Origin of the sequence: Pseudonocardia charpentierae, assembly GCF_031845345.1 — a bacterium.
Lineage (GTDB): Bacteria > Actinomycetota > Actinomycetes > Mycobacteriales > Pseudonocardiaceae > Pseudonocardia > Pseudonocardia charpentierae.
This window is the reverse complement of sequence record NZ_JAVREJ010000026.1, coordinates 43,913-65,413: the sequence shown is the minus strand read 5'-3', so window position 1 is coordinate 65,413 and position 21,501 is coordinate 43,913. Positions and strand designations below refer to the sequence as shown.

At 72.4% G+C, this 21,501-nt stretch carries 17 protein-coding genes; 3 read left to right on the top strand and 14 right to left on the bottom strand.

Annotated features, from left to right (window positions below; translation table 11 throughout):
* Window positions 1-240: 240 nt before the first annotated feature.
* Together RM445_RS26940 and RM445_RS26935 are read left to right on the top strand one after the other, a co-directional pair.
* Window positions 241-519 (top strand): hypothetical protein, encoded by a 279-nt coding sequence (locus RM445_RS26940; protein ID WP_311559668.1) that lies wholly within the window; start codon window positions 241-243, stop codon window positions 517-519.
* A gap of 1,750 nt (window positions 520-2,269) precedes the next feature.
* Window positions 2,270-2,578, top strand: coding sequence for a hypothetical protein (locus RM445_RS26935; RefSeq protein WP_311559667.1), 309 nt, complete (start codon window positions 2,270-2,272; stop codon window positions 2,576-2,578).
* A 229-nt stretch (window positions 2,579-2,807) separates the two neighbouring features.
* Here RM445_RS26935 and RM445_RS26930 read toward each other — a convergent pair whose 3' ends face one another.
* Complete coding sequence (locus tag RM445_RS26930) at window positions 2,808-3,083, bottom strand: transposase family protein (RefSeq protein ID WP_311559666.1); 276 nt, start codon at window positions 3,081-3,083, stop codon at window positions 2,808-2,810.
* Between the two features lie 524 nt (window positions 3,084-3,607).
* Here RM445_RS26930 and RM445_RS26925 point away from each other — a divergent pair.
* Window positions 3,608-4,924, top strand: a complete 1,317-nt coding sequence (locus RM445_RS26925) for a M23 family metallopeptidase (RefSeq protein WP_311559665.1) — start codon at window positions 3,608-3,610, stop codon at window positions 4,922-4,924.
* A 190-nt stretch (window positions 4,925-5,114) separates the two neighbouring features.
* On the opposite strand, the gene RM445_RS26920 is transcribed toward RM445_RS26925, so the two are convergent.
* From RM445_RS26920 to RM445_RS26860, 13 genes are all read right to left on the bottom strand, one after another.
* On the bottom strand, window positions 5,115-6,077 hold the full coding sequence (locus RM445_RS26920) for an NAD(P)H-dependent flavin oxidoreductase (RefSeq protein WP_311559664.1): 963 nt from the start codon (window positions 6,075-6,077) through the stop codon (window positions 5,115-5,117).
* Between the two features lie 239 nt (window positions 6,078-6,316).
* Window positions 6,317-6,613: a hypothetical protein gene (locus RM445_RS26915; RefSeq protein ID WP_311559663.1), complete on the bottom strand. Its 297-nt coding sequence runs from the start codon at window positions 6,611-6,613 to the stop codon at window positions 6,317-6,319.
* 6 nt (window positions 6,614-6,619) lie between these two features.
* Window positions 6,620-7,000, bottom strand: a complete 381-nt coding sequence (locus RM445_RS26910; protein WP_311559662.1) for a cupin domain-containing protein — start codon at window positions 6,998-7,000, stop codon at window positions 6,620-6,622.
* Window positions 7,001-7,333: 333 nt separating this feature from the next.
* Window positions 7,334-7,573 (bottom strand): DUF4242 domain-containing protein, encoded by a 240-nt coding sequence (locus RM445_RS26905; RefSeq protein ID WP_311559670.1) that lies wholly within the window; start codon window positions 7,571-7,573, stop codon window positions 7,334-7,336.
* A gap of 384 nt (window positions 7,574-7,957) precedes the next feature.
* Complete coding sequence (locus RM445_RS26900; protein ID WP_397469407.1) at window positions 7,958-8,494, bottom strand: hypothetical protein; 537 nt, start codon at window positions 8,492-8,494, stop codon at window positions 7,958-7,960.
* An 18-nt stretch (window positions 8,495-8,512) separates the two neighbouring features.
* Window positions 8,513-10,303, bottom strand: a complete 1,791-nt coding sequence (locus tag RM445_RS26895; protein ID WP_311559660.1) for an eCIS core domain-containing protein — start codon at window positions 10,301-10,303, stop codon at window positions 8,513-8,515.
* A gap of 79 nt (window positions 10,304-10,382) precedes the next feature.
* Window positions 10,383-13,154, bottom strand: coding sequence for a hypothetical protein (locus tag RM445_RS26890; protein WP_311559659.1), 2,772 nt, complete (start codon window positions 13,152-13,154; stop codon window positions 10,383-10,385).
* A gap of 48 nt (window positions 13,155-13,202) precedes the next feature.
* Complete coding sequence (locus RM445_RS26885) at window positions 13,203-16,535, bottom strand: lantibiotic dehydratase (protein ID WP_311559658.1); 3,333 nt, start codon at window positions 16,533-16,535, stop codon at window positions 13,203-13,205.
* Window positions 16,536-16,555: 20 nt separating this feature from the next.
* The gene (locus RM445_RS26880; RefSeq protein ID WP_311559657.1) at window positions 16,556-17,875 is read right to left on the bottom strand and encodes a lanthionine synthetase C family protein; all 1,320 of its coding nucleotides are present in this window, start codon (window positions 17,873-17,875) and stop codon (window positions 16,556-16,558) included.
* Complete coding sequence (locus tag RM445_RS26875) at window positions 17,869-18,606, bottom strand: hypothetical protein (RefSeq protein ID WP_311559656.1); 738 nt, start codon at window positions 18,604-18,606, stop codon at window positions 17,869-17,871. The genes RM445_RS26880 and RM445_RS26875 overlap by 7 nt, the downstream gene beginning before the upstream one ends.
* A 78-nt stretch (window positions 18,607-18,684) precedes the next feature.
* Entirely contained in the window at window positions 18,685-19,014 is a 330-nt protein-coding gene (locus RM445_RS26870; protein WP_311559655.1) for a hypothetical protein, read from the bottom strand.
* A gap of 42 nt (window positions 19,015-19,056) precedes the next feature.
* The gene (locus RM445_RS26865; RefSeq protein ID WP_311559654.1) at window positions 19,057-21,255 is read right to left on the bottom strand and encodes a tail fiber domain-containing protein; all 2,199 of its coding nucleotides are present in this window, start codon (window positions 21,253-21,255) and stop codon (window positions 19,057-19,059) included.
* A 5-nt stretch (window positions 21,256-21,260) separates the two neighbouring features.
* On the bottom strand, window positions 21,261-21,500 hold the full coding sequence (locus RM445_RS26860) for a hypothetical protein (protein WP_311559653.1): 240 nt from the start codon (window positions 21,498-21,500) through the stop codon (window positions 21,261-21,263).
* Window position 21,501 lies beyond the last annotated feature (1 nt).

Below are 21,501 nucleotides of genomic sequence, written 5' to 3'. Positions count from 1 at the left end.
CACGGGTCCGAACATCGATCGAACGTGTGTCCAGGACTTTCACCAGTTCCGGACCTGCCCCCACACGCTGAGCTGGGACGATACAGCGGCGTGTGTCCAGATCCGCCCATCACCTGCGGAACACGGGTCGTACTGCGCCTGGCCCTGGCCGACCCGGGGCGGGTGCGGACCCTGACCCTGGTGGACAGTGCCGGTCTGGGCCGTGAGGTCCACCCCCTCCTGGCCCTGGACACTCTGCCGATGATCGGCGAGCTGGCCATCATGATCAGCCGTATGCCGGGTGGAGACGTGGGGCGCACGTCGATGTCCACGGCGATGCTGTTCGCCCAGCCCTTGCGGGTGCCGAAGGAGTTCTTCGACGAACAGCACGCCCTGGGACGGCGACCGGGCCAGTTGGAGGCCTCCACTGCCATGGCCCGCGTTCTGTTCGACGCCCACGGGCAGCGCGACGTCCTGCTCGACCAACTTCCCACCCTGACACCTGGTACGGCGACCGGCCTTGCGGCAGCGCCGACTTAAAGGCGCCCAGCGGCCTCCGGTCGACCGCAACAGTCATTGCCCACCGGGGCCGACGCGGACCGTGTCTGGCGCGGAGCGGGCGTTCCTGGCGTCCGCTGCTGACGTTCGATCCCTAGACGACATGGACGTCCCGCGCGCGTCACCGGGGAAGGCGCCAGATCGAGAACGTCCTGTGGGCGGTAATCCACACGGAGTCGTCGGCGACGGCGATGCCGCCGCTTCCCGAGGGGGGCCGATCCGGTCCACGACGGCGTTCGAGCGTGGATCGATCTGAACGGCCATCGCGTCGCCGTCGTTCAATCGGACCCACACCGCCTCTGCCGCGGCCACGATGTCGCCGCCCGAGATGCTTCTCGCCGACGCTCGGACCGTCGCGGTGACGGTGTTCGTGGCCGGGTCGACCCTCGCGACCTTCCCGTCCGCGGCGTTGATCACCCACACCGCGTCGGGGCCAGCCGCGAGGAAGCTGGCTCCCCTACCGACGGGCACCGTGGCTACCACCTGCCCGGACGCCGGGTCGACCCGGACCAGCTGCCCGGGCGCGGCGACCGACACCCACACCGACCCGAACCCGGTGCGCACCGCCACGGCTCCGGGGGGCGCTGGCGTGGAACGGGCCACCGCGTTCGTTCCTGGGTCGACCGCGACCAGTTGCGGTGGGTTGCCCCTGGTGAGCAACCAGACGCCGCCCTCGCCGGCACCGACTGAAGACTCCGCGGGAAGGCCTGCGGGAAGGCGGATCGGTACAGCGGCGCCGGTTCGGGCGTCGATCCGCACGAGCTGGGGCGCGGACACGTCGCACGAGACGGCCCAGACCGACCCGAAGCCCTGGTCCATCGTCGAACACACGGAGTAGACGGCCACCTCGCTGCCCGCGGCGCCAGTGGGCCCGTCGATGCGGCGACGTCGCACACGTCCGGCAGGACGTCGGAGGGGGCCGGGGTGGGGCTCGGCGGTGGGGAGGTCGTGGGGCTTGCGGCGGCACATCCTGCGGGTGGCAGTGCAAACAGCAGGAGGGCGACCACAATGCCCCAGCGACGGAAAGTGCCAGCCCGCATCGCAACCTCCACCACAGTGGACGTTGTTCGACGCCCCGAGTGTGATCCGCGGTTGAGGTCGTGGGTAGTGGGTAGTGGGTTTGAAGCTTCCGCCCCTCGTCCTGCTCGCGTCGGCCTTAGTGGATGGTGCCCCCGGCGCGATGCCAGACCGGGATCGGTGTGCCCGAGCAGACGGACTCCGAGGGCCTCGATGAGCGATCAGCAGCCGGCGCCTAGCACCGGCGAGCCGGCGACCACCGATCTGCCTACGCTGCTGCGCCGTGGCAGGCACTACACCGTGTACGACCCCGATCTCCTCGCCGGCACCGCACACACCCTGACCGCCGCTGGAACGACCACACACCGCAACTCGGGCAGACACGGCCTGCTCATCATCGGCCTGGTCCTCGCGTGCGCCGTCGCCGCCCCGCTCCTGCTCGCGGATGACGGCCGCTCGTTCATCGTCTGGGCGTTCCTCGGCGGAGTCGCCGGTTTCGTCCTCGCGGCGATCGTCAACGGGATCGTCGATCCGGACCCGGTGAGCGCGTACAAGAAGGGCCACGCGGGTGCCGAGCCGTCCGTGGAGGTCGGCGACGACGATGTCCGGGCCTCGACCTTGTGCCGGCTCGCCGAGGACGTCGCCGCGTCGCAGGCGTGGGCAGCACGGGCACATCGATCCCGACCGTCTCCTCGGGGCGTCTCTGTGGGCCGCGGTGCGCTCGGCCCGCGACCTGGAGCAGCGCCGGCAGCATCTCGACGCGGACGAGGCGGCCGGAACGCCCGAGAGCGTGCTGCACGCGACCCACGAGGAGGTCGCGTCCGCCCGCGCCGAGCTCAACCACGTGGAGAGCAACCTGCGCGAGATCCGCAGGCTCGCTCGCGAGCTGGACGCCAGGTCGACGCCTCCGGCGGGGCCGGGCGCGCTGCCGGCGCTGGGCACCGGCACCGGGCTGACCGGCCAGGCCGTTGCCGGCACCGACGCACTCCTCGCCCAGAGCAGGGCGCTGCGGGACGTCCTCTGAGGTCGAGGTTCAGCGGGACAGGGCCAGCGACCGCCAGCCACTGCGGCGGCGTCAGGTCCTGGGAGCATTCGGCGACCGTCGTGATGGGTGCCGTTGGTAGGGAGACAGCCCGACCCTGGGGACTGCGAAGATCTTCTCTCGTGGAGCTCATGACGAGCGGCTAACGCGCGGTCTCGCCGTTTCGGAGGGCGGCAGCTCGACCACCCCGTCTCAAGCGCCTGCAACACCATCACTCGTGGCCACGGCGACGGTGGCACAGGGTCCAGGCGCGCAGCGCCGCATCCACGGCGTCCGGGTCGAGTTGCTGCAGGACCCGGCGGATCGTCGACTCGTGCGGTGTCACCGCAGCGACGTGCAGCTGGTTGAGGACCTCGCGGCCGGTGTCGTGGGCGTACTCGGCGATCGCCGCATAGGAGCGGGCGCCGGCCAGCACCGCGCAGGCGCTGATCGGCAGCACCGACAGCACCCCGTGGCGGATCCCGCGCGCCGCACGCGGATCTGGCACCCCGGCCAGGCGTGCACCAACGACAACGTCATCGGCTCGTCGACGGGCGGGCCTGGCTGATCGAGGACAGCGACGATCGGTGAGGATGACAACGCGGGAACGGGCTTCCAGACATGATCAGGGCTTCGACAACCTGATGATCACGTCGAGTTCGTGCCTGCACCCTCATCTACCACCGCGTGTCACCGCAGCTGAGCAGCCACCCAGCGCGACTTTGCCGCGGCCCTGCCCTGCCCCAGGGGGTGTGATGTAGGTACGACGACGTCGACAACGAGGCGGCTGGCTGGGCTTGGACGAGTGCCTGGCCGAGCGGGCTGTCGCGGGTCAGCGTCCTCGGAGGGTGTCAGGGAGACGCTGAGGGCCGGGCTGTTGACGTCGGTCGGTCGCGGGGCCAGGCTGGCTGGCGATCATCGATCTGTGGGCGTTTGGCGCCAGGTCGAGGGGCCTCGCGGTCCACCGGCACGGCGAGGACGAGACTTGGGACTGAAACGCTGGAGTGGGTCTGTATGCGGCCATGTGGGTTCGTGCTCGTTCTGATCCTCGCGGTTGCGGCCTGTACCTCCTCTCCATCCGACGGTTCCGCGCCCGGAACTACGGCCACCCCTGCGGCCGCGACGGCTGCCGGGACCGCCGGCGGCTCCCCGTTCGAGCCGCCCCCGGCCGGGATTATGGTGAAGGATGCGTTTACCGCGGTGCTGGTCCAGGTAGCAGACCCGCCAACGTTTCCCTTCGCCGGTTCCGACGGCAAGTTTCACGTTGCGTATAACGTGGTGTTGCAGAACGCGTCGCGTGTCCCGGCGACGATCCGCAGGCTCGAGGTTGTCGACGCCACCGATTCCACGAAGGTGATCGCTTCGTTCGCCGACAAGCAACTTGTTGACCCCGCCTGCGGCTTCGGTGACTGCAACCGGCTGCAGGCCCTGCCCGCCGGACCCGTGCAGGACGCGGTGATCCCACCGGAGGAGGCGCGCGTGCTCTTCGTTGACTTCGCCCTCGACTCCCTGCACGTGGCGCCGAAGTACGTCATGCATCACCTGTTTTTGAATGGCGCGTCCAGCCCGGTGACGTCAAACCCGGTTTCGGTCGACTACACGGTGACGCCCTACAGTATTTCGGCGAGTGGGCCGATCACCATTGGTCCACCCGTGAAGGGTAGGAACTGGGTCGCGCTCAACGGGTGTTGTGAACCGGGCTGGCCCCATCGCAGTACGCCGTTGTCGCTCAATGGGAATCTTGTCGGGGGTCAGCTGTTCGCCATCGACTGGAAGCAGACCAACGACCAGGGTGGTTTCTACACGGGCGACAAGACCAAGAACGAGAGCTATGTTGACTACGGCTCTGACATCATCGCGGTCGCTGACGGCACCGTGACCGCGGTGCTCGACGGGCAGGAGGCCAACGCTCCGGGTGTGCTGCCTGCCAACGATCCGGTGCTCGGGCCGAAGTTGACCGTGGAGAACGTGGACGGCAACCACATCGTGCTTGACATCGGCCAGGGCGCGTACGCCTTCTATGCGCATCTGCAGAAGGGCAGTCTGCTGGTCAAGGTGGGCGACCAGGTCCGCAAGGGTCAGGTTATCGCCAAGCTAGGCAATACCGGTAATGCCAACGCTTCTCACATGCACTTTCACGTCATGAACGGGCCGTCGGTGCTCGGCAGTTCGGGCATTCCGTACGTGCTCGACGCGTTCGAGTACCAGGGTCAGATCTCTGCCCAGCAGTTAGCCGATGCCGACTTCTACCTCACCGGCAATTTTTTCGGGCCCGGCCGGATGGCGATGCCCGAACCCCGCACGGACCAGCTCCCCATGGCCTGGTCGATCGTCAACTTTCCCGCCTGATTATTGACCGCTAATCGTTGTGTAAGCAGAGAGCCGACGATACCGGTAACACGGCGCACCGTTGCGCCGATCTTCCTGACGATTGCCGATTCGCTTGTGTCAATGCCTAGGATTCTTCCAGCGAGGAACACGTCCTCAAAGGTCAGGAGTCAACCGAACCCTGGGCAGCCCCGTTGTTGCGTGGCCGTGCTTAGGTGATCAGTTGGGAAGCGCGACGAAGGACGTCCTCGGCCTGCGTCAAGATGGCGTCGATGACGTCTCTCGCTGGCGACACACTATTTATCAGACCGGTGGCTTGCCCGGTAAAGGGGGCCAGCTCGTGAATGCGGCCTGAACGCACCGCCTTGACGATCTCCACTCTCAGTCGCTCCGCGTCGCCGCCGACGTCCCTTGCAAGCCACTCGTCGCTGAACGGGGTGCGCAGCGCCCGTGGCACCACGTCGAATGCCTCAGCCCCTGGCGCACCGAAAAGTTCCTGCCAGAATGTCAGCTGTACCGCGTCCTCGGACTGGGCGCCGAGGATTCGCTGCTTCCAGGCCGGATCCACACACGCCTCCTCGCAGGCCAGGAACCTGGTGCCGATGTTCGCGCCCACCGCACCCAGCACCAGAGCCGCGGCCAATCCGCGGCCATCGGCTACACCGCCCGCCGCTACCACCGGGATTGGTGAGACAGCGTCCACTACCTGGGGAATCAGGACAGAGCTGGCCACCATTCCGCAGTTGCCGCCTGCTTCGCTGCCCTGGGCGATGATGACGTCGACCTCTGATTCAGCGACCTGGCGCGCCTGGGTCACCGTGTGGACTTGATGGAGCACGCGCAGGCCGGCCTCCTGAACGCGCTTGATCAGGCCCGGTTGATGGCCGAGGGCAAGCGAGATCGCCGTAGGCCGCGCCTCCAGCGACGCCGCGAAGGCGGCCTCGTCGACCAACGGAACAACATGGTTGACGATGAAGGGACGCGGCGTAAGCTGCCGCACCCGGCGGATGTCGTTCGTCAGATCCTTCGCGCTGCGAAAGGCCGCGCCCAGACTACCGATTGCGCCGGCATTGGACACGGCGGCCACGAGCTCCGGGCAGGCGCCGGGAACGATCGGCGCCTGGATGATGGGGATGTCGATGTCAAGGAGTCGGCACAACTCTGTTCGTAGCACTCGTCCTCCCCAGGGGGCTTCCTTCCTAGCTGCCGCGCTGTCTCCTGCCCCGCGATTACCGTGGTCGAGGGATCGCGTTCCGCTAGCAGCGGCCGTCGAGCAGGCCGTCTGCCTTTCGCTGGGCGAGAAGGAATTCTACGCGGAAGGCAAACGATCCCTTTCGTGATCGCGACCAAGACCAACGGGCGGGGCGACCCCGCGGGGCGTACTCACTAACCCTGAAGTCGCCCCCTCTCGCCTTACATGTGCATGTCCCGGCTGACGTCGAGGTTACGGAATGTCGGAGGCCCGTCGCAGAGCTCCGCCAGGCGGCCGGCAACCTCGGCCGTCTCGGGTAGGTCTGAGTTGGCCATCGCCTCCTCGCAGGAGGGGAACTCCACGATTTGGACGTACGTATCTGTATGATCCCGATCGCGGCATTGGATGCCACGTGTTGCTGTACGCTTACCCTGGGTCTTTTCCAGCCACTCGTCGAGTAGGGCGTTGAGTTCGTTGGCTCGACGCGTCGTGAACTCGATGACCTGGATGAAGCTCATGGGGCGTCACCCCTCCTGCTCGCGGGCCCATACCGAGGCGCCTTGCCAGTCGATCGCGACGACCGGCTCGTCCCCGACTACCCAGGCGTCGTGTCCGGGCGGTAGTGATGTGATTTCCCCAGGGCCCGCGTCAAGCTCGGTGCCGTCTGCCATGACAACGTGAATATGTCCGCTGATCTGGTACTGCTGGTGTGGGGCCATGCACAGCTCGGTGCCCGCGACGGGCTTGACGTCCTTCGACCATCTCCAGCCCGGCTGTACGGTGATGCGCCCCACTTGGGCGCCACCAGCGAGGTTCACCAATTCCAGTCGCCAGTTGTCGCCCTCGCGCACCTCGTCCGGGCGGTCAAAGGACAAGTGTTCCAAGGGCTGCGTGCTGGTGGACATCGGTACTCCTTTCGCCTCTTCTGTCAGACAACGCGAGTGGGCGGAACGCTTCCGCTGGCTCGGCGTGACCCACTACGCGCCCGTAGGGCGCGGCGTGCACGAGAATTGTGATTGCTCCGGCGTAAAGCTCGAGTCTCCTGTGGAGCGGTCCGATGCGCGCGTTGGCAAGCCAACGCACTGTTCGGCGAGCCATCGGTGCGCGAGCACACCGACGCGCGCACGTGGCCACGCAACATGCGCTTCCGGCGGTCGATCCACTGGCCGCGCTAGACGTCCAGCATCTGGGGTACGCCAAGACGGCCGAGACGACGACCTCGGGTCGCCGGAGTGCGGCTATGAGTGCTCGGTGACTTCGTAGATTTCGTCCGCGACCAGGCCGTGGGCCTCGCGGTGGACGCGCATTCCGGTCTCCGCGCCGGGGGCATCGACCAGGCAGAACACGCGTCCCTCGTGCTCGTCGACCCAGTAGCGCTGATACCGCACGCCATACTGGTCCTGGGTTGCCAGATCGGCCCGATGGGCCTTGGCGACATCGGTTGCGGACACCCCGCCCTCCATCCTGTGGACGTCCATGAACGTAGGCATGAGCGGAACCTCCTTGTCCGATCGTGGAGCGGGACGCCATGGTCCACCTGTGGGTGCGGGGGGGCAAGGGGTTGATGAGGACTCTGGCGGTGGTAGCACACGCCCGTATCGCGATCGCCAGGCCACGAAGTCGCGCTCGCTGGGGCCGTCCTCGTCGGCCACGTCCACTCGTGGTCTAACGGGCAGCACCCGCGACGAGTCACCGGCACGCGGTGCACTCGTCCGCGCAGGTCGCGGCCCGTCGACCATGACGTGTGGTCCCACGTTGGTCCCAAGAAGGCAGCTAGCGGCGGGCGTCCCCAACTGTCGCCGACCTCGTTCCAGACTGTGTCCACTGCGAAGACGATCTCCGCACAATCGTCGATCCAGCTTTCAAGGTGTCGTGTCGCCGCCGTCCGCGTCGAGGTAGCGGTTCGGGTCGAGCCTCGCTCGGGAGAACGAGTCGGTGCACTTCACCTCAAGCGTGATCAACACCCGTCGACCATCGACGGCCCGCACTACCGCCGCAATGTCGAACCCGCTCCGGTCCCCGGTGTGCTCGGCGCGGGGAGGCGCCCACTCGGCATGCACACCATCGAGCACGTATGGTCCGCCGCCGGCGTCGACGCGGTCGAAGTCGACCAACTCCCGTCCGGACAGATCGGACAGTACCGCGAGCGCCGCCTTCGGATGGGTGCGGAGCTCGCCGACGCTGCTGAACGCCAACGGCTGGCTCGACAGCATGTTGCGCCACAGCCGGTCGGTCTCGACCACACCCTGGGCGGCCTTGATGACCGGCACCCGTTCCCGCGCGGCCGATGGCGTGGTTGCTGACCACGCCCTGCAGGGTTCAGATCGCCGTGTGGTCGGGGCACGCCAGTGTGGCCGGTCGGCGGGGTGTCGGGTCGGGGTGGGCAGCGCGGGTCGCACGACGGGGTGCTCGCACGGCTACGGGGCCTCCACCACGACGACGCTGACCGGTAGGCCCTCGTACGTGCCCTTGGCGTCGCACCAGAGCTTGAGCTCGTGGTCCGCGGCGGCCTGGAGGTCCGCCCGCTCCTGAGACGCGAACGAGCTCAGGCCGGGTACTTCGACGTGGAGCAAGAGGCGAGCGGGATTCTGGAACACCGCCTGCTTGGTGGTGCCGTCGGGCTGCTTCCATTTCTTCGACGCGGACTCCCGGTTGCGGACGGGGTCGTAGAACTTCTTCATGGCGTCGGCGACGTTGCCTGTGACCCGTTCTGTCCAGGTCCCGCGGCCTTCGTGCTTGAGGCGCTTGTACTGGACCCAGGTGCCCCCCGTCACGACGGTCAACGCGTTCGGCCCCGTCGTGCGCGTCACGATGCCTCCGTCGACCGCGTCGGCGCCGGGCTGCTTGAACTCGCCCGGCTCCGCGTTCGGGTAGTAGCGGGCCCGCGTGTCGGGCTCCCGCAGCTCGTGCTCGCTGACATTGCCGGGTGTTCCCGGCGGCCGGGGCTTCGTGGCCGTGCCGGTGGCGGGGGTCGTCGTGGCCGGGATCTTGGCGGGCGGGGCCTTCGCGGGTGGGGGCGGCGGGGGCGTGACCTTGGCCGGAGGCAGCGGCCGCTGGGTCGTCCCGGTGTCGAGCTGGATCTCACCACTGCCGGTGGTGGTGACGTACTGACCGCTGCCGGCCGCGGGGGTCGGGGTGGTCTTCGCGACCGTCGGCGGACCCTTCACGGGCGGGGCCTTCGCCGGCGGTGGCGGCGGGGCCTTGCGGACCACCGTGGCGGCGGGCGCAGTGGAGCCGCTCATGCCCTTGGTGGAGCGCACCCCGCCGGCGGGCAGGCCAGCGGCGGCGGTGGCGAGACCCTCGGCCATCATGCGCCCGGCCTCGGCGTTCGCCTGCGCCTGGAGCTCGTCCAGCTCCGCCGCGGTGCCCCGCACGTACTTCGCGACGGTGCCGCCGTCGGGGTGGGTGAAGTAGATGATCCGCCCGACGATCGGCGGCCCGGTGTACGGGCCGGCCGACGGCCCCGGGTAGGGGGCTTCCTGCTCGGTGGCCGTGCCCGGGGGGACAAACATCTTGCGGTTCAGGAAGGCCACGAGCGTCTCGTCGGAGACGGGGCCCAGCAGGCGGAGCTTGAAGTCGTCCAGGTTGGCCGACTGCCTCCAGATCGCCGCGATCTGGTCCTGCGTCAGCGCCTCCTTCTCTGCGCTGAACCGCACCGCACCGGCCGGGGCCGGCTTGGCCTGCCGTGCGACGACGCCGGGTGCCAGCGTCGCGCCGATGCTGACCGCGCCGCCGCGGGCCACCGTCTCCGCGGCCCGGTGCGCCTCCTGTTCCCCTGCCGCGTCCCGGGACACCTTGCCCGCCCGCGCGCCGTCGGGCGTCGAGGGCCCCTGCTGGGCGACGTGGGCGAGCTCGTGGGCCAGCAGGGCCCGCCCGTCATTCCCCGACGGCCGACCCAGCACGACGTGGCGGCCGACCGTGTAGCCCACCGCGCCCACGCGGTCGGCGGCCTGCTCCGCGGCCGGCCCGTCGTGCACGCGGACGCCGCCGAAGTCGCGCCCGAACAGCGCCTCCATCTCCGTGCGCGTCGTGGTGTCGAGCGGACGGCCGGCGCTGCCACGGAGGTACTCGTCCACCGCCCGGTTGCCGGCGTGCCCCTGCAGGGACAGCATCGCGTCCACCGGGGACGCGACGGGCGACGGGCATAACTCCCGCCGCCGCACAGGGTCATCGACGACCGCCCGCCCCCGCACGCCCGACCTGGTCACGGGGCGATGATGCCGCGTCCTGGTCACCGTGTCGTCCTCCGTCCGCGGGAGACCGCCGTGCCGGATCCTCGCCCCGGCCCTACTCGGTCGTGAACCCCTGCCCGCGCAGGCCCCCGGTGATCCGCGCCGGGTCCTGGCGGAGCGATGTGGTCACGACGCGGTAGACACCGTGCTGCGCCAGGATGGTCCCGATCTCGGCCTGCAGCGCCGGGTCCGCCAGGTCGCCGTCGGGGTGGCCGGCCCGCCAGGCCGCGACGTGGTCGTCGACCGCGGTGCGTGCCGCCTCGATGCGGGGCACGACGACCTGGCCGATCTCCGGCGGCGCGCCGGGCACGGCCGCCGCCCGCCGGGCGTCGTCGACGGCCCGGTCGAGGTTGCTGCGCGGGTCCTTCCTCCCCGGGTTCCGCTTCACGAGGTTCTCCTGCAGCGCGGGGACCTCCCCCACCGGCGCGGCGTACTCCTTGTCGTCGAGGAGCTTGATGCGGTCGGTCACCTTGTCGTAGGCGACGAGGTCGATGCCGGAGCGGTTGGCCCCGCTGGGCGCCGTGATCATGATCTCGCGCTGCCCCCTGGCGAAAGCGTCGGTGTACTCGCCGAGCTCGGGCTTGTCGTTGCTGTCCATCCGCAACCGCACGTACTCCTCGAACGAGCCCGGTGGCCTGCCCTTGCTCGCTCGTTCGGCCGTTTTGGCTCGCCAGTCGGCCCAGAGTTCGCGGAGTCGTGCGGGGTGGTCGGCGGCAAGGTCGGCCAGCACGGACCGGCCGCCGGTCGACGGGGTCGACGACCGCACGGCCTCCTGCAGCGCGGGGTCGTCGGCGAGGGCCGTCACTGCGTCCTGCCGGCGTCGCGTGGCCATCCGCTGCTCGGCCTCGGCGCTGCGCTGCGCCGTCTCGGGGTCGACGGCCTTGGGTGGCGGTCGCTTCGGCAGGGGGCCGGGATCCCGTGACCCCAACTGCTGCCCGGTGACCGGTCCGGTGCCCTCGGGGACGTCCGCCAGCTCGGCCGTCAGCGCGGCGGCCAGGGCGTCGGACTCGTACGTCGACGGCTCCGTCGGCCCCGTCTCGGGCGGCTTGGGGGACTTCGGCTTGGGGGACTTCGGGGGCTTCGGCTTGACGGGCTTCGGTGTGGGCGGCTCCCGTGGACCTTCCAGCGCCGCGGCCTGAAGTGCAGACGGTGCGGCCGGAGCCTTTGGGGCGGGCGATGCCGTGGGGGCGACCGACTTCGGCGCGGCCGGCGCCTCCGGGGTCACCGCCTTCGGGGCAGTCGACACCTCCGAGGTCACCGCCTTCGGGGCAGTCGACACCTCCGAGGTCACCGCCTTCGGGGCAGTCGACACCTCCGAGGTCACCGCCTTCGGGGCAGCCGGCACCTCCGGCGTCACCGGCTTCGGCCCGGCCGGCGTCTCCGGGGCCGGCTGCGGGGCGCCGGCCTTGGGAGCCTTGGCCCCGCGCAGGCCGTGGCCGTGGGTGATCGCCGCGATGACGGCGCCGGCGACGAGTGTGAGCACTTCGTGCAGGTCGTGCGCGAGCACCGCCTCGCGGTTCGGGCCGTGCACCGTCGCGTAGTCGGCACGCAGCTTCTGGACCGCCGCGCCGGTGCCCCACAGGTGCACCCCGAGGTCGATCACCATCGTGACGATCTTGCGCGCGGCCGAGGCGCCGTTCAGGCCGAGCAGGAACACCACGCCCTGCGCCACGCCCCTCCAGAACTCGGCGCGCGTGGAGAAGTCGTCCGGGTGGCGGTCGATCTCCGGGAGGACCTGCTTGAGGATCCCGACGACGGCCACCGCGCGCAGCGCGAGCTGGACCTCCTCCACGCCCACGAAGGCGAGGCCGAGCTGCACGGCGATCGCCGTCTCCAGCTGCGCGATCTCCCGGTCGGTGAGCAGGCCCGTCTCCGGGGCCATCCCGACGAAGACGGTGGTGTCGAGGAATTGCTCGATCGCGTCGGCCCAGCCGGTCACGGCGCGGGCGGCGGCGTCGGTGACGGGGGCGTACGCCGGGGACGGTGCGGCGTCGGCCGGCTGGGCCGCGTCGCCGACCGCCGGACCCGTCCCGTCGACGCCCTCCCACCCGCTGGTCGGCCCGGCGTCGGCGGCCCCGGCCGGGGGCACCGCGCGGCGCGCGGCCCCGTAGGGGGTCGGCTCCTCCATGATCCCCTCGACGGCCCAGGCAATCGTGTCGACGATGTTCGCCGCCTCCAGCGCGACGCCCTCCGCCGTGCCGAGCTCGCGCTTCACCGCCGTCCGCACCGGGTCGAGCGGGCTCTGCGGGCGGCGTGGGAGCACCGTCGCCAGGACGTCCTCGGCCGGAGCTGCGTCGGTCGCCGGCTCGATGGACGGCGCCGCGCCGAGGGCGGGAGGCGGGGCGACATCGATCGTGGGCAACCGCGCGGGGTCCACGAACACCCGGACGTATCCGCGCGCCACGTCCGCGTCCGTGACCGGCGGTGGCAGGACGTCCCACCGCCACACCCCCTCCCGGATCCGGCGGGCGATCTCGGCGTCGTCGGTGAGGTGGTAGCACTGCTTGACGAACGCGAACAGCAGCTCGTCGGCGTCCAGCACCCGGTCCGTCGCGACGCGGAAGGCCCGCAGGTTCGACGGCGCGGCCGAAGTCGCCCCGGGCGTCGGCGCAGACGGCTTCGCCGGCGGCGTGGGCGGCTTCGCCGGTGATATGGGCGGCTTCGCCGGTGGCGCGACGCCCTGGAGGTGGTCGTCGACTGCCCGGTTCCCGGCATCGGCCTGCAGGGACGAGACCGCGTCCGGGGCGGAGCGCCCGGCCGGGGGGCGCCGCCGCGGCGGCGCAGCGCTGTGCGCGACCGGCTGCGCCCGGGCGCCCGACCTCGCCACGGCTCAAGGATGACCGGGCTGCGTCACCGTGCCGTCACGCCGGCCGGGCTACCGGACCCGCGCGCGGCGGGAGTGGAGGTTGCGGCGCAGCAGGCCCAGCAGGATCCGCTCGTCACCCTGGTCGAGGCCGAGCCGGTTGCAGGTCATGTGCACGAAGCTGCGGGCCAGCGTGGTGACCGGCAGGTGCCCCGACCCGTCGGCGTGGCGGCGTGCCAGCTCCGCGGCCGACGGCGCCACCGCGGCCGTCCGCTCGTCCAGGATCGCGCGCACCTCCTCGTCCACCCCGTCGACCCCGCCGTCGTCCACCGCGCCGCCCGGTGTTCCGTGCAGCAGCTCCTCGATCCGGGTGCCGTGCCGGCGGTGCGCCGCGGCCGACTCCTTCGGCGGCGGGGCGTGGCCGCTGTACCAGGACAGGCGCTGCCCCTCGTCGAGGCCGAGCGCGGCGAGCAGGGCGTCCACGCTCGCGGCGGTGAGCGGCAGCCGGGGTTCGCGGGCGGCCGCGGTACCCAGCAGGCGGGCGACGGCGTGGCTGTCGGCGCCGAACACGGCCTCGGCCAGCGCGATCGTCGCCGGTCCGCCGTACCGCTCCACCTCCCGGTCGTAGGTCTCCAGGCCGGCGCGCTGCAGCTCGCCCGCCGCGATCAGGTCGGCGGTCGCGGACACCACCACCGGGAGCACGGCCGCCCGCAGCGTCGCTGGGTCGCCGTGCAGCCGCAGGCGCAGGTGGTGGTCGGGGTCGCGGTAGCGCAGGAAGAACCAGCCGTCGACGTGCCCGCGGGCCACCAGGTCGTCGGTCAGCTCCCGCAGGGGTCCGGCGACGATTTCGTCCTGCCGGCCGACCGGGCCCGTCAGGGTGAGGTAGAGCCAGTCGCTGCCCGGCGGACGCAGCCGGTCGTCGTCGGTGGGCCGGACGGACGGCGCGGCCTCCGCGGGCGGCATGGCCACGGAGGCCGTCCGCGGCGGGCGGTCCGGGACCCGGCGCACCATCGGCACCACGAGCTCGCTCACGTACCGCCCGCCGGGCCCGGGCACCCAGGCGTGCTCCGGCGCGGGCAACGCCTCCTGCAGGACGAGCTCCGGCCCCCGTCCGCGCAGGGTGGTGCGCAGCAGGTCGGCCTGGTCGCGGTCGTCGAGGTCGAGCAGGAGCCGGTTGTCACCGGAGGCCAGGTAGACCCGGCGCGGCAACCCCCAGCGCTCCCGCCACCGCGGCAGCGCCGCCGCGAACCCGGCCGCGTCGCCGACCGGCAGCGCCTCGGCCGCCTGGTCGCGGCCGAACCGCCAGCGCGCGGGCCGCAGGACGATCCGGCCGTGGCGGACCCGCGGCAGGACGGGCAGGGCGTTGGCGGCGCCCCACTCGAAAGGGGCGAGCCCCGTCACGCCGTCCCCACTGACGTCGTGCAGGAACCGGCAGACGTCCGGGGCGGCCCGGGGGTTGAGCATGTGGCCCGCGGTCACCGCGATCTCCTCGCCGGTGCGGTCCCGGTAGACCCGCAGCCGGCCGTCCCGCACGCCGACGGACAGCTCGTCCGGGGCGACGACGCGGTCGGGCGGCACGCCGGGGCTCACCCCGACCGGGATCTCCAACCCGCGCACGGCCCCGCGGACGACGACGTTTGCCGAACGGTGGTGGCGCGGCAGGTAGACCAGCTCCGCGGCGGGCACGCCCGCCCGCAGCCGCTGCTCCCGCTCGCCGATCTCGGTCAGCAGGTCGGCGGCCGAGCGGCCGAGGAGGTCCGCGAAGCGGCCCAGCCCGCGGCCGGCCTCGTGGGCGCCCAGGTTCGGGCCGACCACCACGAGGTGCTCCCCGCGGTCGACGGCCTCGGCGGACTCCGCGACGACGAAGACGCTCAGCTCGACCGACACCGGCAGCGACCGCGGGTCCGGCGTCCACAGTGACAGCGCCGCGAGGTCGTCGTCGGTGAGCACGACCTCGCCGGCCTCGCCGGCAGCGTCCGTCGTGTTCACGGGACGACGGGTAGCCAACTCCCACAGCCGCTCGGCACGGCGCGCGGCCGCCCGCCGGTCCGGCTCGGGCGGGACCGAGTGCCCGGGGTGCCCGGCGTGACCCGCGTGCCCGGCGTGGCCCCGGCCCTGCCCGTGCGCGCCGCCGGACGCGTCGTGCGGGCCGAGCCCGAAGCGGGGGTCGAGCAGCTCCAGCAGCGGCACGCGCCGGTCTGGGCCATAGCGCTGAAGGAAGGCGGTCCGGTAGGCGCCGAGGTGGCGGGGGCCGCCCGGCGCGGGGTGCAGGCGGCACAGCAGGTCCGCGGCGCGGGCCGCGTCGGCCGCGACGGTCGCAGCGACCTTGCCGGCGGCCAGCGGGAGCACGGAGTCGACCTGCAGGACGTCGGCGACCGCGGAGCGCCGGTCCGGCCGGCGGCCGACGGCGCCCTCCCGCACCGACGCGGCCAGCCGCCCGGTCTCCGCGGCCACCGCCGCGAGCCGGGCCCGGAAGGCGGCGACGGCGTCCCGTCCGGCTGTGGCCCCGTCCGACACGACCCCGTCCGACACGGCCCCGTCCGACACGGCCCCGTCCGACACGGCCCCGCCCGCCGCGAGGTCGACGGCCCGGGTCAGCCGGACCACCTCGTCGAGCTGCGCGACGAGGTGGTTTGCCTCGCTGGTCGCGGCCAGCCGAGCGAGCACATGGTCGATCGGGTGACCCGTCATGGGCGGGCGGAGATCGGAGATCAGCAGGTCCTGCCGGCACAGCTCGTCGACCAGCCCGCGAACCATGCCAATGGTGGCCCCGGGCGTGGTGTCGAGCAGGTGAGTGACGAGGTCCTGGTAGGGGCGCGCGGTCCGGGTGGCCGCGAGCGCGCGCCGGACCACCCCGGTGGCACGCACCGAGACGTCCGGGCCGTTGGCCCCGCCGCCCGCCGTCCGATCAGACAGGTGCACCCGGCCGTCGCGCTCGAACGCACAGGTGTTGGCGACCAGGCCGAGCCGGGGCCGGATGAGATCCTCCAGGTCGAGGACGACACCGGTCAGCCAGCCCATGTCGGGCCGGGCGCGCACCGGGCGCGGGCCACCGGCGATCCGGACGTCGGTGGTCGCGCCCCACGCGCCCAGCGCGACGCCCGCGAACATGCCGTAGGGCGTCGGGCGGGTCGAGGAGCGGATGAGGTACCGCAGCAGGGCGGCGGTGGAGCGGGCACCGTCGCGCCCGCTGCGGTTGCGGTCCAGCTCCCCGGCCAGCGAGTCGCTCGCGACCTGCACGGCCAGCCGCACGAGCGGGTCGTCTGCGGGCGCTGCGCCTCCGCTGTCCGCACCGCTTCCGCCGATGGCGAGGTAGCGCTCCACCGGCAGCAGCGGCGCCCGGACCACGACGCCGTCCACCGGCTCGTACCAGCTACCACCCGTCCGGTGTGCCGTGTCGGTCATCGCCCCCGCTCCCGTCGTCCTCACCCCAGCAGGAACAGCCGCTCCCACGGCGGCCGTCCGGGATCGCGCTCACGGTCCGGCGCGGTGGCACCGAGCAGCGCCAGCGCCACGCCCGCGGCCCCGTCGAGCAGGGTGGGGTGGTCGACCGCCGCCCCGCTCGCCTCGACGTCCCGGTAGCCGAGCGCGGCCGCCGGGTCGCGCTGACCGGCGAGCTCGGCGGCAAGGCCCGCCGCGGCCGCGACCAGCTCGGGATGACCGGTGTCGCGCGCGAAGCCGGTGACGATCTGCAACAGCCCGGCGGTCCCGTGGCAGAACGTGGGCGTCGTGATCAGGCGTTCGGGGGCGGGCCGCGCGACGACCGCGCGCATCGTGTCGACGGACAGCGTGCACGTCGCCGGGTCGTCGAGGGCCGTCCCGGCCAGCCACAGCGCGCGCACCACGCCCGGCGTCCCGTAGCACCACGTCGCCCGGCTGGGCCGGTGGGTCGACGCGGGCGGCGGGACGGCGCCGCCGGCGCGGTCCAGGCCGACGGTGGTCGGCCAGTCCGGGCCGTCGACCCCGTCCGTCCGCTGGTCGACGAGCCAGCGGGTGGCGACCCGCAGGCCCTCCGTCGCGTGCGGGGCTGTCACGCCCTCCCGCTGCGCGATCGCGAGCAGAGCGATCGGGCCGGGCACGCCGTGGGCCAACCCGCAGTTGAGGTTGCCGTGCGGGTTCATCCGCTGCATCGACGGGCTCAGGAACCGGTGCGGGGTGTGCCACCGGCGGGGCACGCCCTCGTCACGGAGCAGCCGGCCCAGCGCGGAGAGCAGGCGTTCCAGAACGGCGCGGGCCGCCGGCTCGTCGCGGCGGGTGAGCAGGTATGCCCCGATACCGCTTAGCCCGGAGATGGCGTCGAACGCGCCGACCGACGTGCCGCTCGTGACCTCGAGGCGGTCGACGATCTCGTCGACCTGCCCGATCAGCTCCGCGTCGACCGCGGTGAGCAGCCGCCGGTAGCGGTCTCGGCCCCCGGCCAGCACCTGTGCGGCGAAGCCGATCCCGGCGAGCCCGGTGTAGAGCGACGGGTTGACGTGAGGCTGGGTCTCCGTCGCGGCCACGGCCGCGGCCAGGTGCCGGTGGCCGGCGCGGTCCCAGCCCTCGCCGGGCCACCGGGCGTCGGCGGCGCCGAACAGGATCGCCGTCCCCGCATAGCCGCCCGCGACGGTGTGCGGGCGCCACCGGACGTACTCCGCGGTGCTCTGGCGCGTCGACGCCTCGATCGCCGCCTCGAGGCAGCGCTCGGCGGCGATCCGACCGGCGACATCCCGGGCGGCGTCCCCCGCGCTGTCGCGGCTCAACACGACCCCGGAAGGCAGCTGATGAAGTCGGGATCGCTCGGGCAGTGCACACACGAGTCGGTGCACCCGACGAAGCAGGAGTCGGTGCACACCGCGAAGGGGCAGGTGTTCTGGCCGTCGCAGGTGTTGCACGTGTCGACGGGACAGGTGTTGCCCTCGCAGGTGTTGCACTGCGTGGGCGGACAGGTGTCGTCGGCCCCGCAGGTGAAGTCGTCGCCGCTGAAGCACTCGGCGTCCGGGCAGGTGAACTGGTTCCCACAGGTCGGTGGGCAGGTGAACTGGTCCCCGCAGGTGGGCGGACAGGTGAACTGGTCCCCGCAGGTGGGCGGACAGGTGTTCTGGTCCCCGCAGGTGGGCGGACAGGTGTTCTGGTCCCCGCAGGTGGGCGGGCACGTGTTCTGGTCCCCACAGGTGGGCGGGCACGTGTTCTGGTCCCCACAGGTGGGCGGGCAGGTGTGGCAGTCAGTGTTCGGGCAAGTGTCCTTGTTCCCGCAGGTCTGCGGGCAGGTGTCGTTCTGGGTGTCGCAGGTCTGCCCGTGTAGACCCCGGGTCGGGACGCCGATGGGGTCCGTCGCGGCGTCCACCGGCATCCGCCACCGGCCGCGGGTGAGCTCCCCGAGCCGCACGTCCAGGTCGAACTCGGCCAGCAGCGCCACGTCGACCGGACGCAGCGCCGGGCCCCTGGTGCGCAGCAGGCGCAGGTCGAGGTCGAACTCCTCGTCGACGACAGTCACGGCGTCGCCTCCGAGCGGCGGGCGGTCCCACCCGGTCTCGGGTCGGTCATCGGCTCGGCTCTCGTGTCCCCCGGTGGCTCAGCACGGGAAGGCGGGCGGGCGGGTCGGCCAGGTCGGACAGGTGTCGTCGGGACAGGTGCCGGCGCACGAGAACGCGCAGGTGTCGCGCAGGTCGTCGCAGGTCCGGAAGCAGGTGTCGTTGCGGGTGTCGCACGTCTGCCCGGGCAGGCCCCGGGTCGGGACGCCGAGGGGCTCGGTCGCGTCGTCCGCCGGCGGGCGCCCGGCGGTTGTGAGCACACCGAGCCGCACGTCCAGGTCGAACTCGGCCAGGAGCCCGGCCTCGACCGGGCCCGTCCCCGTCCGCCGGGGCCGCAGGTCGAGGTCGAACTCGTCGTCGATCATCGTCATGGCAGGCCCTCACGGTCGCCCGCGCCGGAGCTCGTCCATCACTCACCCGTCGCCCTCGGCAGCCTCGTCTTCGAGGACGGCGAGCCGCCGGGCGAGGTCGGCGTTGCGCGCGTCCAGCTCGTGCACGGCCGCGACGAGCACGCCCACGAAGCCGCCGTAGTCGACCGCCTTCATGTCGTCCGGGCCGGCGCTGACGACGAGCTCGGGGAACCCCGTCTCGACCTCCTGCGCGACGACGCCGACCCGCGTCCGGTCGTCGCCGTCGAGGGTGGAGCGGAACCGCACCCCGCGCACGGTCGCGAGCCGACCCAGGACGTCGTGCAGCGGCGCGACGTCGCTCTTGAGCCGGGCGTCCGACGGGTTGCAGTACGACTGCGCGCACACCACGCCCTGCACGTCGAGGGCGAAGTTGGGGGCGGCCGGGCCGATCCCGACCTTGCCGTCGGCGGCGACGACGATCCGGTCGACCGCCCCGGCCCCCGTCACCCCGGACAGCCGCCACCGGCCGTCGGTTCGCGACGACATCGTGAAGATGTTCCCGCCGCTGCTCGTGGTCCGCAGCTCGGCGTTCACCTCGACGGTGCGGGCCTTGACGTCCTGGTCCACGGTGAGGTTCCCCCCGGAGACCTTGAAACCCTTGGTCACCTCGAGCTGCGTCCCGGCCGGCGTGATCTGGTCCACGGCCAGGTCGCCCACCACCCGCAGACCCTTCTGCGCATCGAGCAGGCCCCCGGTGACCGCAACGCCCTTCGACACCGTCACCTGCGCGGCCGTCGGGGTGATCTCGTTGACGGTGAGCGCACCGCCGTTGACGGTGAGCGCCCCGGTGACCGTCAGCCCCTTCTGGGCCTCGACGACGCCCCCGCCGACCCGCAGCCCCTTCGCCACCTCCAGCTGCGCCCCGGCCGGCGTGATCTTGTCCACGGCCAGGTCGCCCACCACCCGCAGACCCTTCTGCGCATCGAGCAGGCCCCCGGTGACCGCAACGCCCTTCGACACCGTCACCTGCGCGGCCGTCGAGGTGATCTCGTTGACGGTGAGCGCACCGCCGTTGACGGTGAGCGCCCCGGTGACCGTCAGCCCCTTCTGGGCCTCGACGACGCCCCCGCCGACCCGCAGCCCCTTCGTCACCTCCAGCTGCGCCCCGGCCGGCGCGACCCGCTCCGCCTTCAGGTCGCCGGAGACCGACAGCGCGCCTGTGACCTGCGCCCCCTGCTGGGCGTCGAGGCTCCCCCCGGTGACCCGCAGCCCCTTCGACACCGTCAGCTGCCCGGCGGTCGGGGTGACGTCGTTGAGGGTGAGCGCGCCGCCGGTGACGGTGACCGCCCCGTCGAGCGTCAGCGGCCCGGTGAGCCGCAGGCCCGCCGTGGTGTCGGTCGGGCCGATCGCGGCGGCCGTGACCGTGCCCCCGGTGACGCGCAGTCCCTGCTGGGCGTCGAGGGCGCCGCCCTTGACCGCGAGCCCGTTCGCGACCTCGACCGAGCCCGCGAAGCCGAGCCGGCCCGGGGCGAGCGTCATGGTGCCCGACGGGCCGGTCAGCGCGAACGCCTCGGCCTCGACCGTGAACCGGCCGCCCGCGGTGAGGGTGAGCCCGCTGCCCGCGACGTGGCGCAGCGTGGCCGCGGCGTCGTCGGTGACGGCCAGGTCGGAACCGCTGGGCCCCACCTGCGACCGCGGCACCCTCGTCGTCCCGGCGGACGGTACGCGCTCCCCCACGTCCAGCGCGGTGACCGTCCCGCCGGCGAGGGTCACGCGGGCCAGCACGACCTCGTCCGGACCGGTGGGAGCCCCGCCGGCCGGCCGTAGCGTCAGCTCCGGGGTGTGGTCTTGGACCTGCCGCTCGCCGCCCTCGATAACGCGCACCTCGAAGGTCTCCTTCGGCGACACCCGGAGGACGTGGTCACCGTTGAGGCCCGTCGTCGGCACCGTGACGCCGGTCTCGGGGACCGGGACCCGGGTCCCGCCGACGACGGCCCGGCCGGGAGTCGCGGCCAGCACCACGTGGTCGCCGGTGGCGGTGACGGCGACGCCCGGCCGGACGCGTACCCCCGTCGCCCCCGGGGTCGCGCGCACCTCCAGGCCGCTCGCGACCCCGCGTGCGTGCAGCGCGGAGAGGTGGGCGCGCGTCCAGGGGCGCAGGTACTTCTCGTAGTCGACCAGGCTGTCCGGCATCGTCGTCTGCGTGAGCCGGGGGTCGTGGGTGGCCGGGTCGCGGTAGTCGATCCGCGTCAGCGGTTCCACGACGGTCACCCGGCCCGGACCGGGCCGGCGGCGGGGGTCGCGGCGGGGGTCATCGCCACCACGTCGGCGCACCCGTCGGCGTCCAGGACCTCGCGCAGCACCTGGGTCGCGCCCGCGATGCGCAGCAGGGTGGCCCGCAGTTCCGCGGCCTCGTCCTCCAGGGCCCGCAGCCGCTCCTGCCCGAGCGCAGTCTCCCGCGCCAGCGCGGCCAGCCGCTCGGCGATCCTCGCGCGGAGGTCATCCATC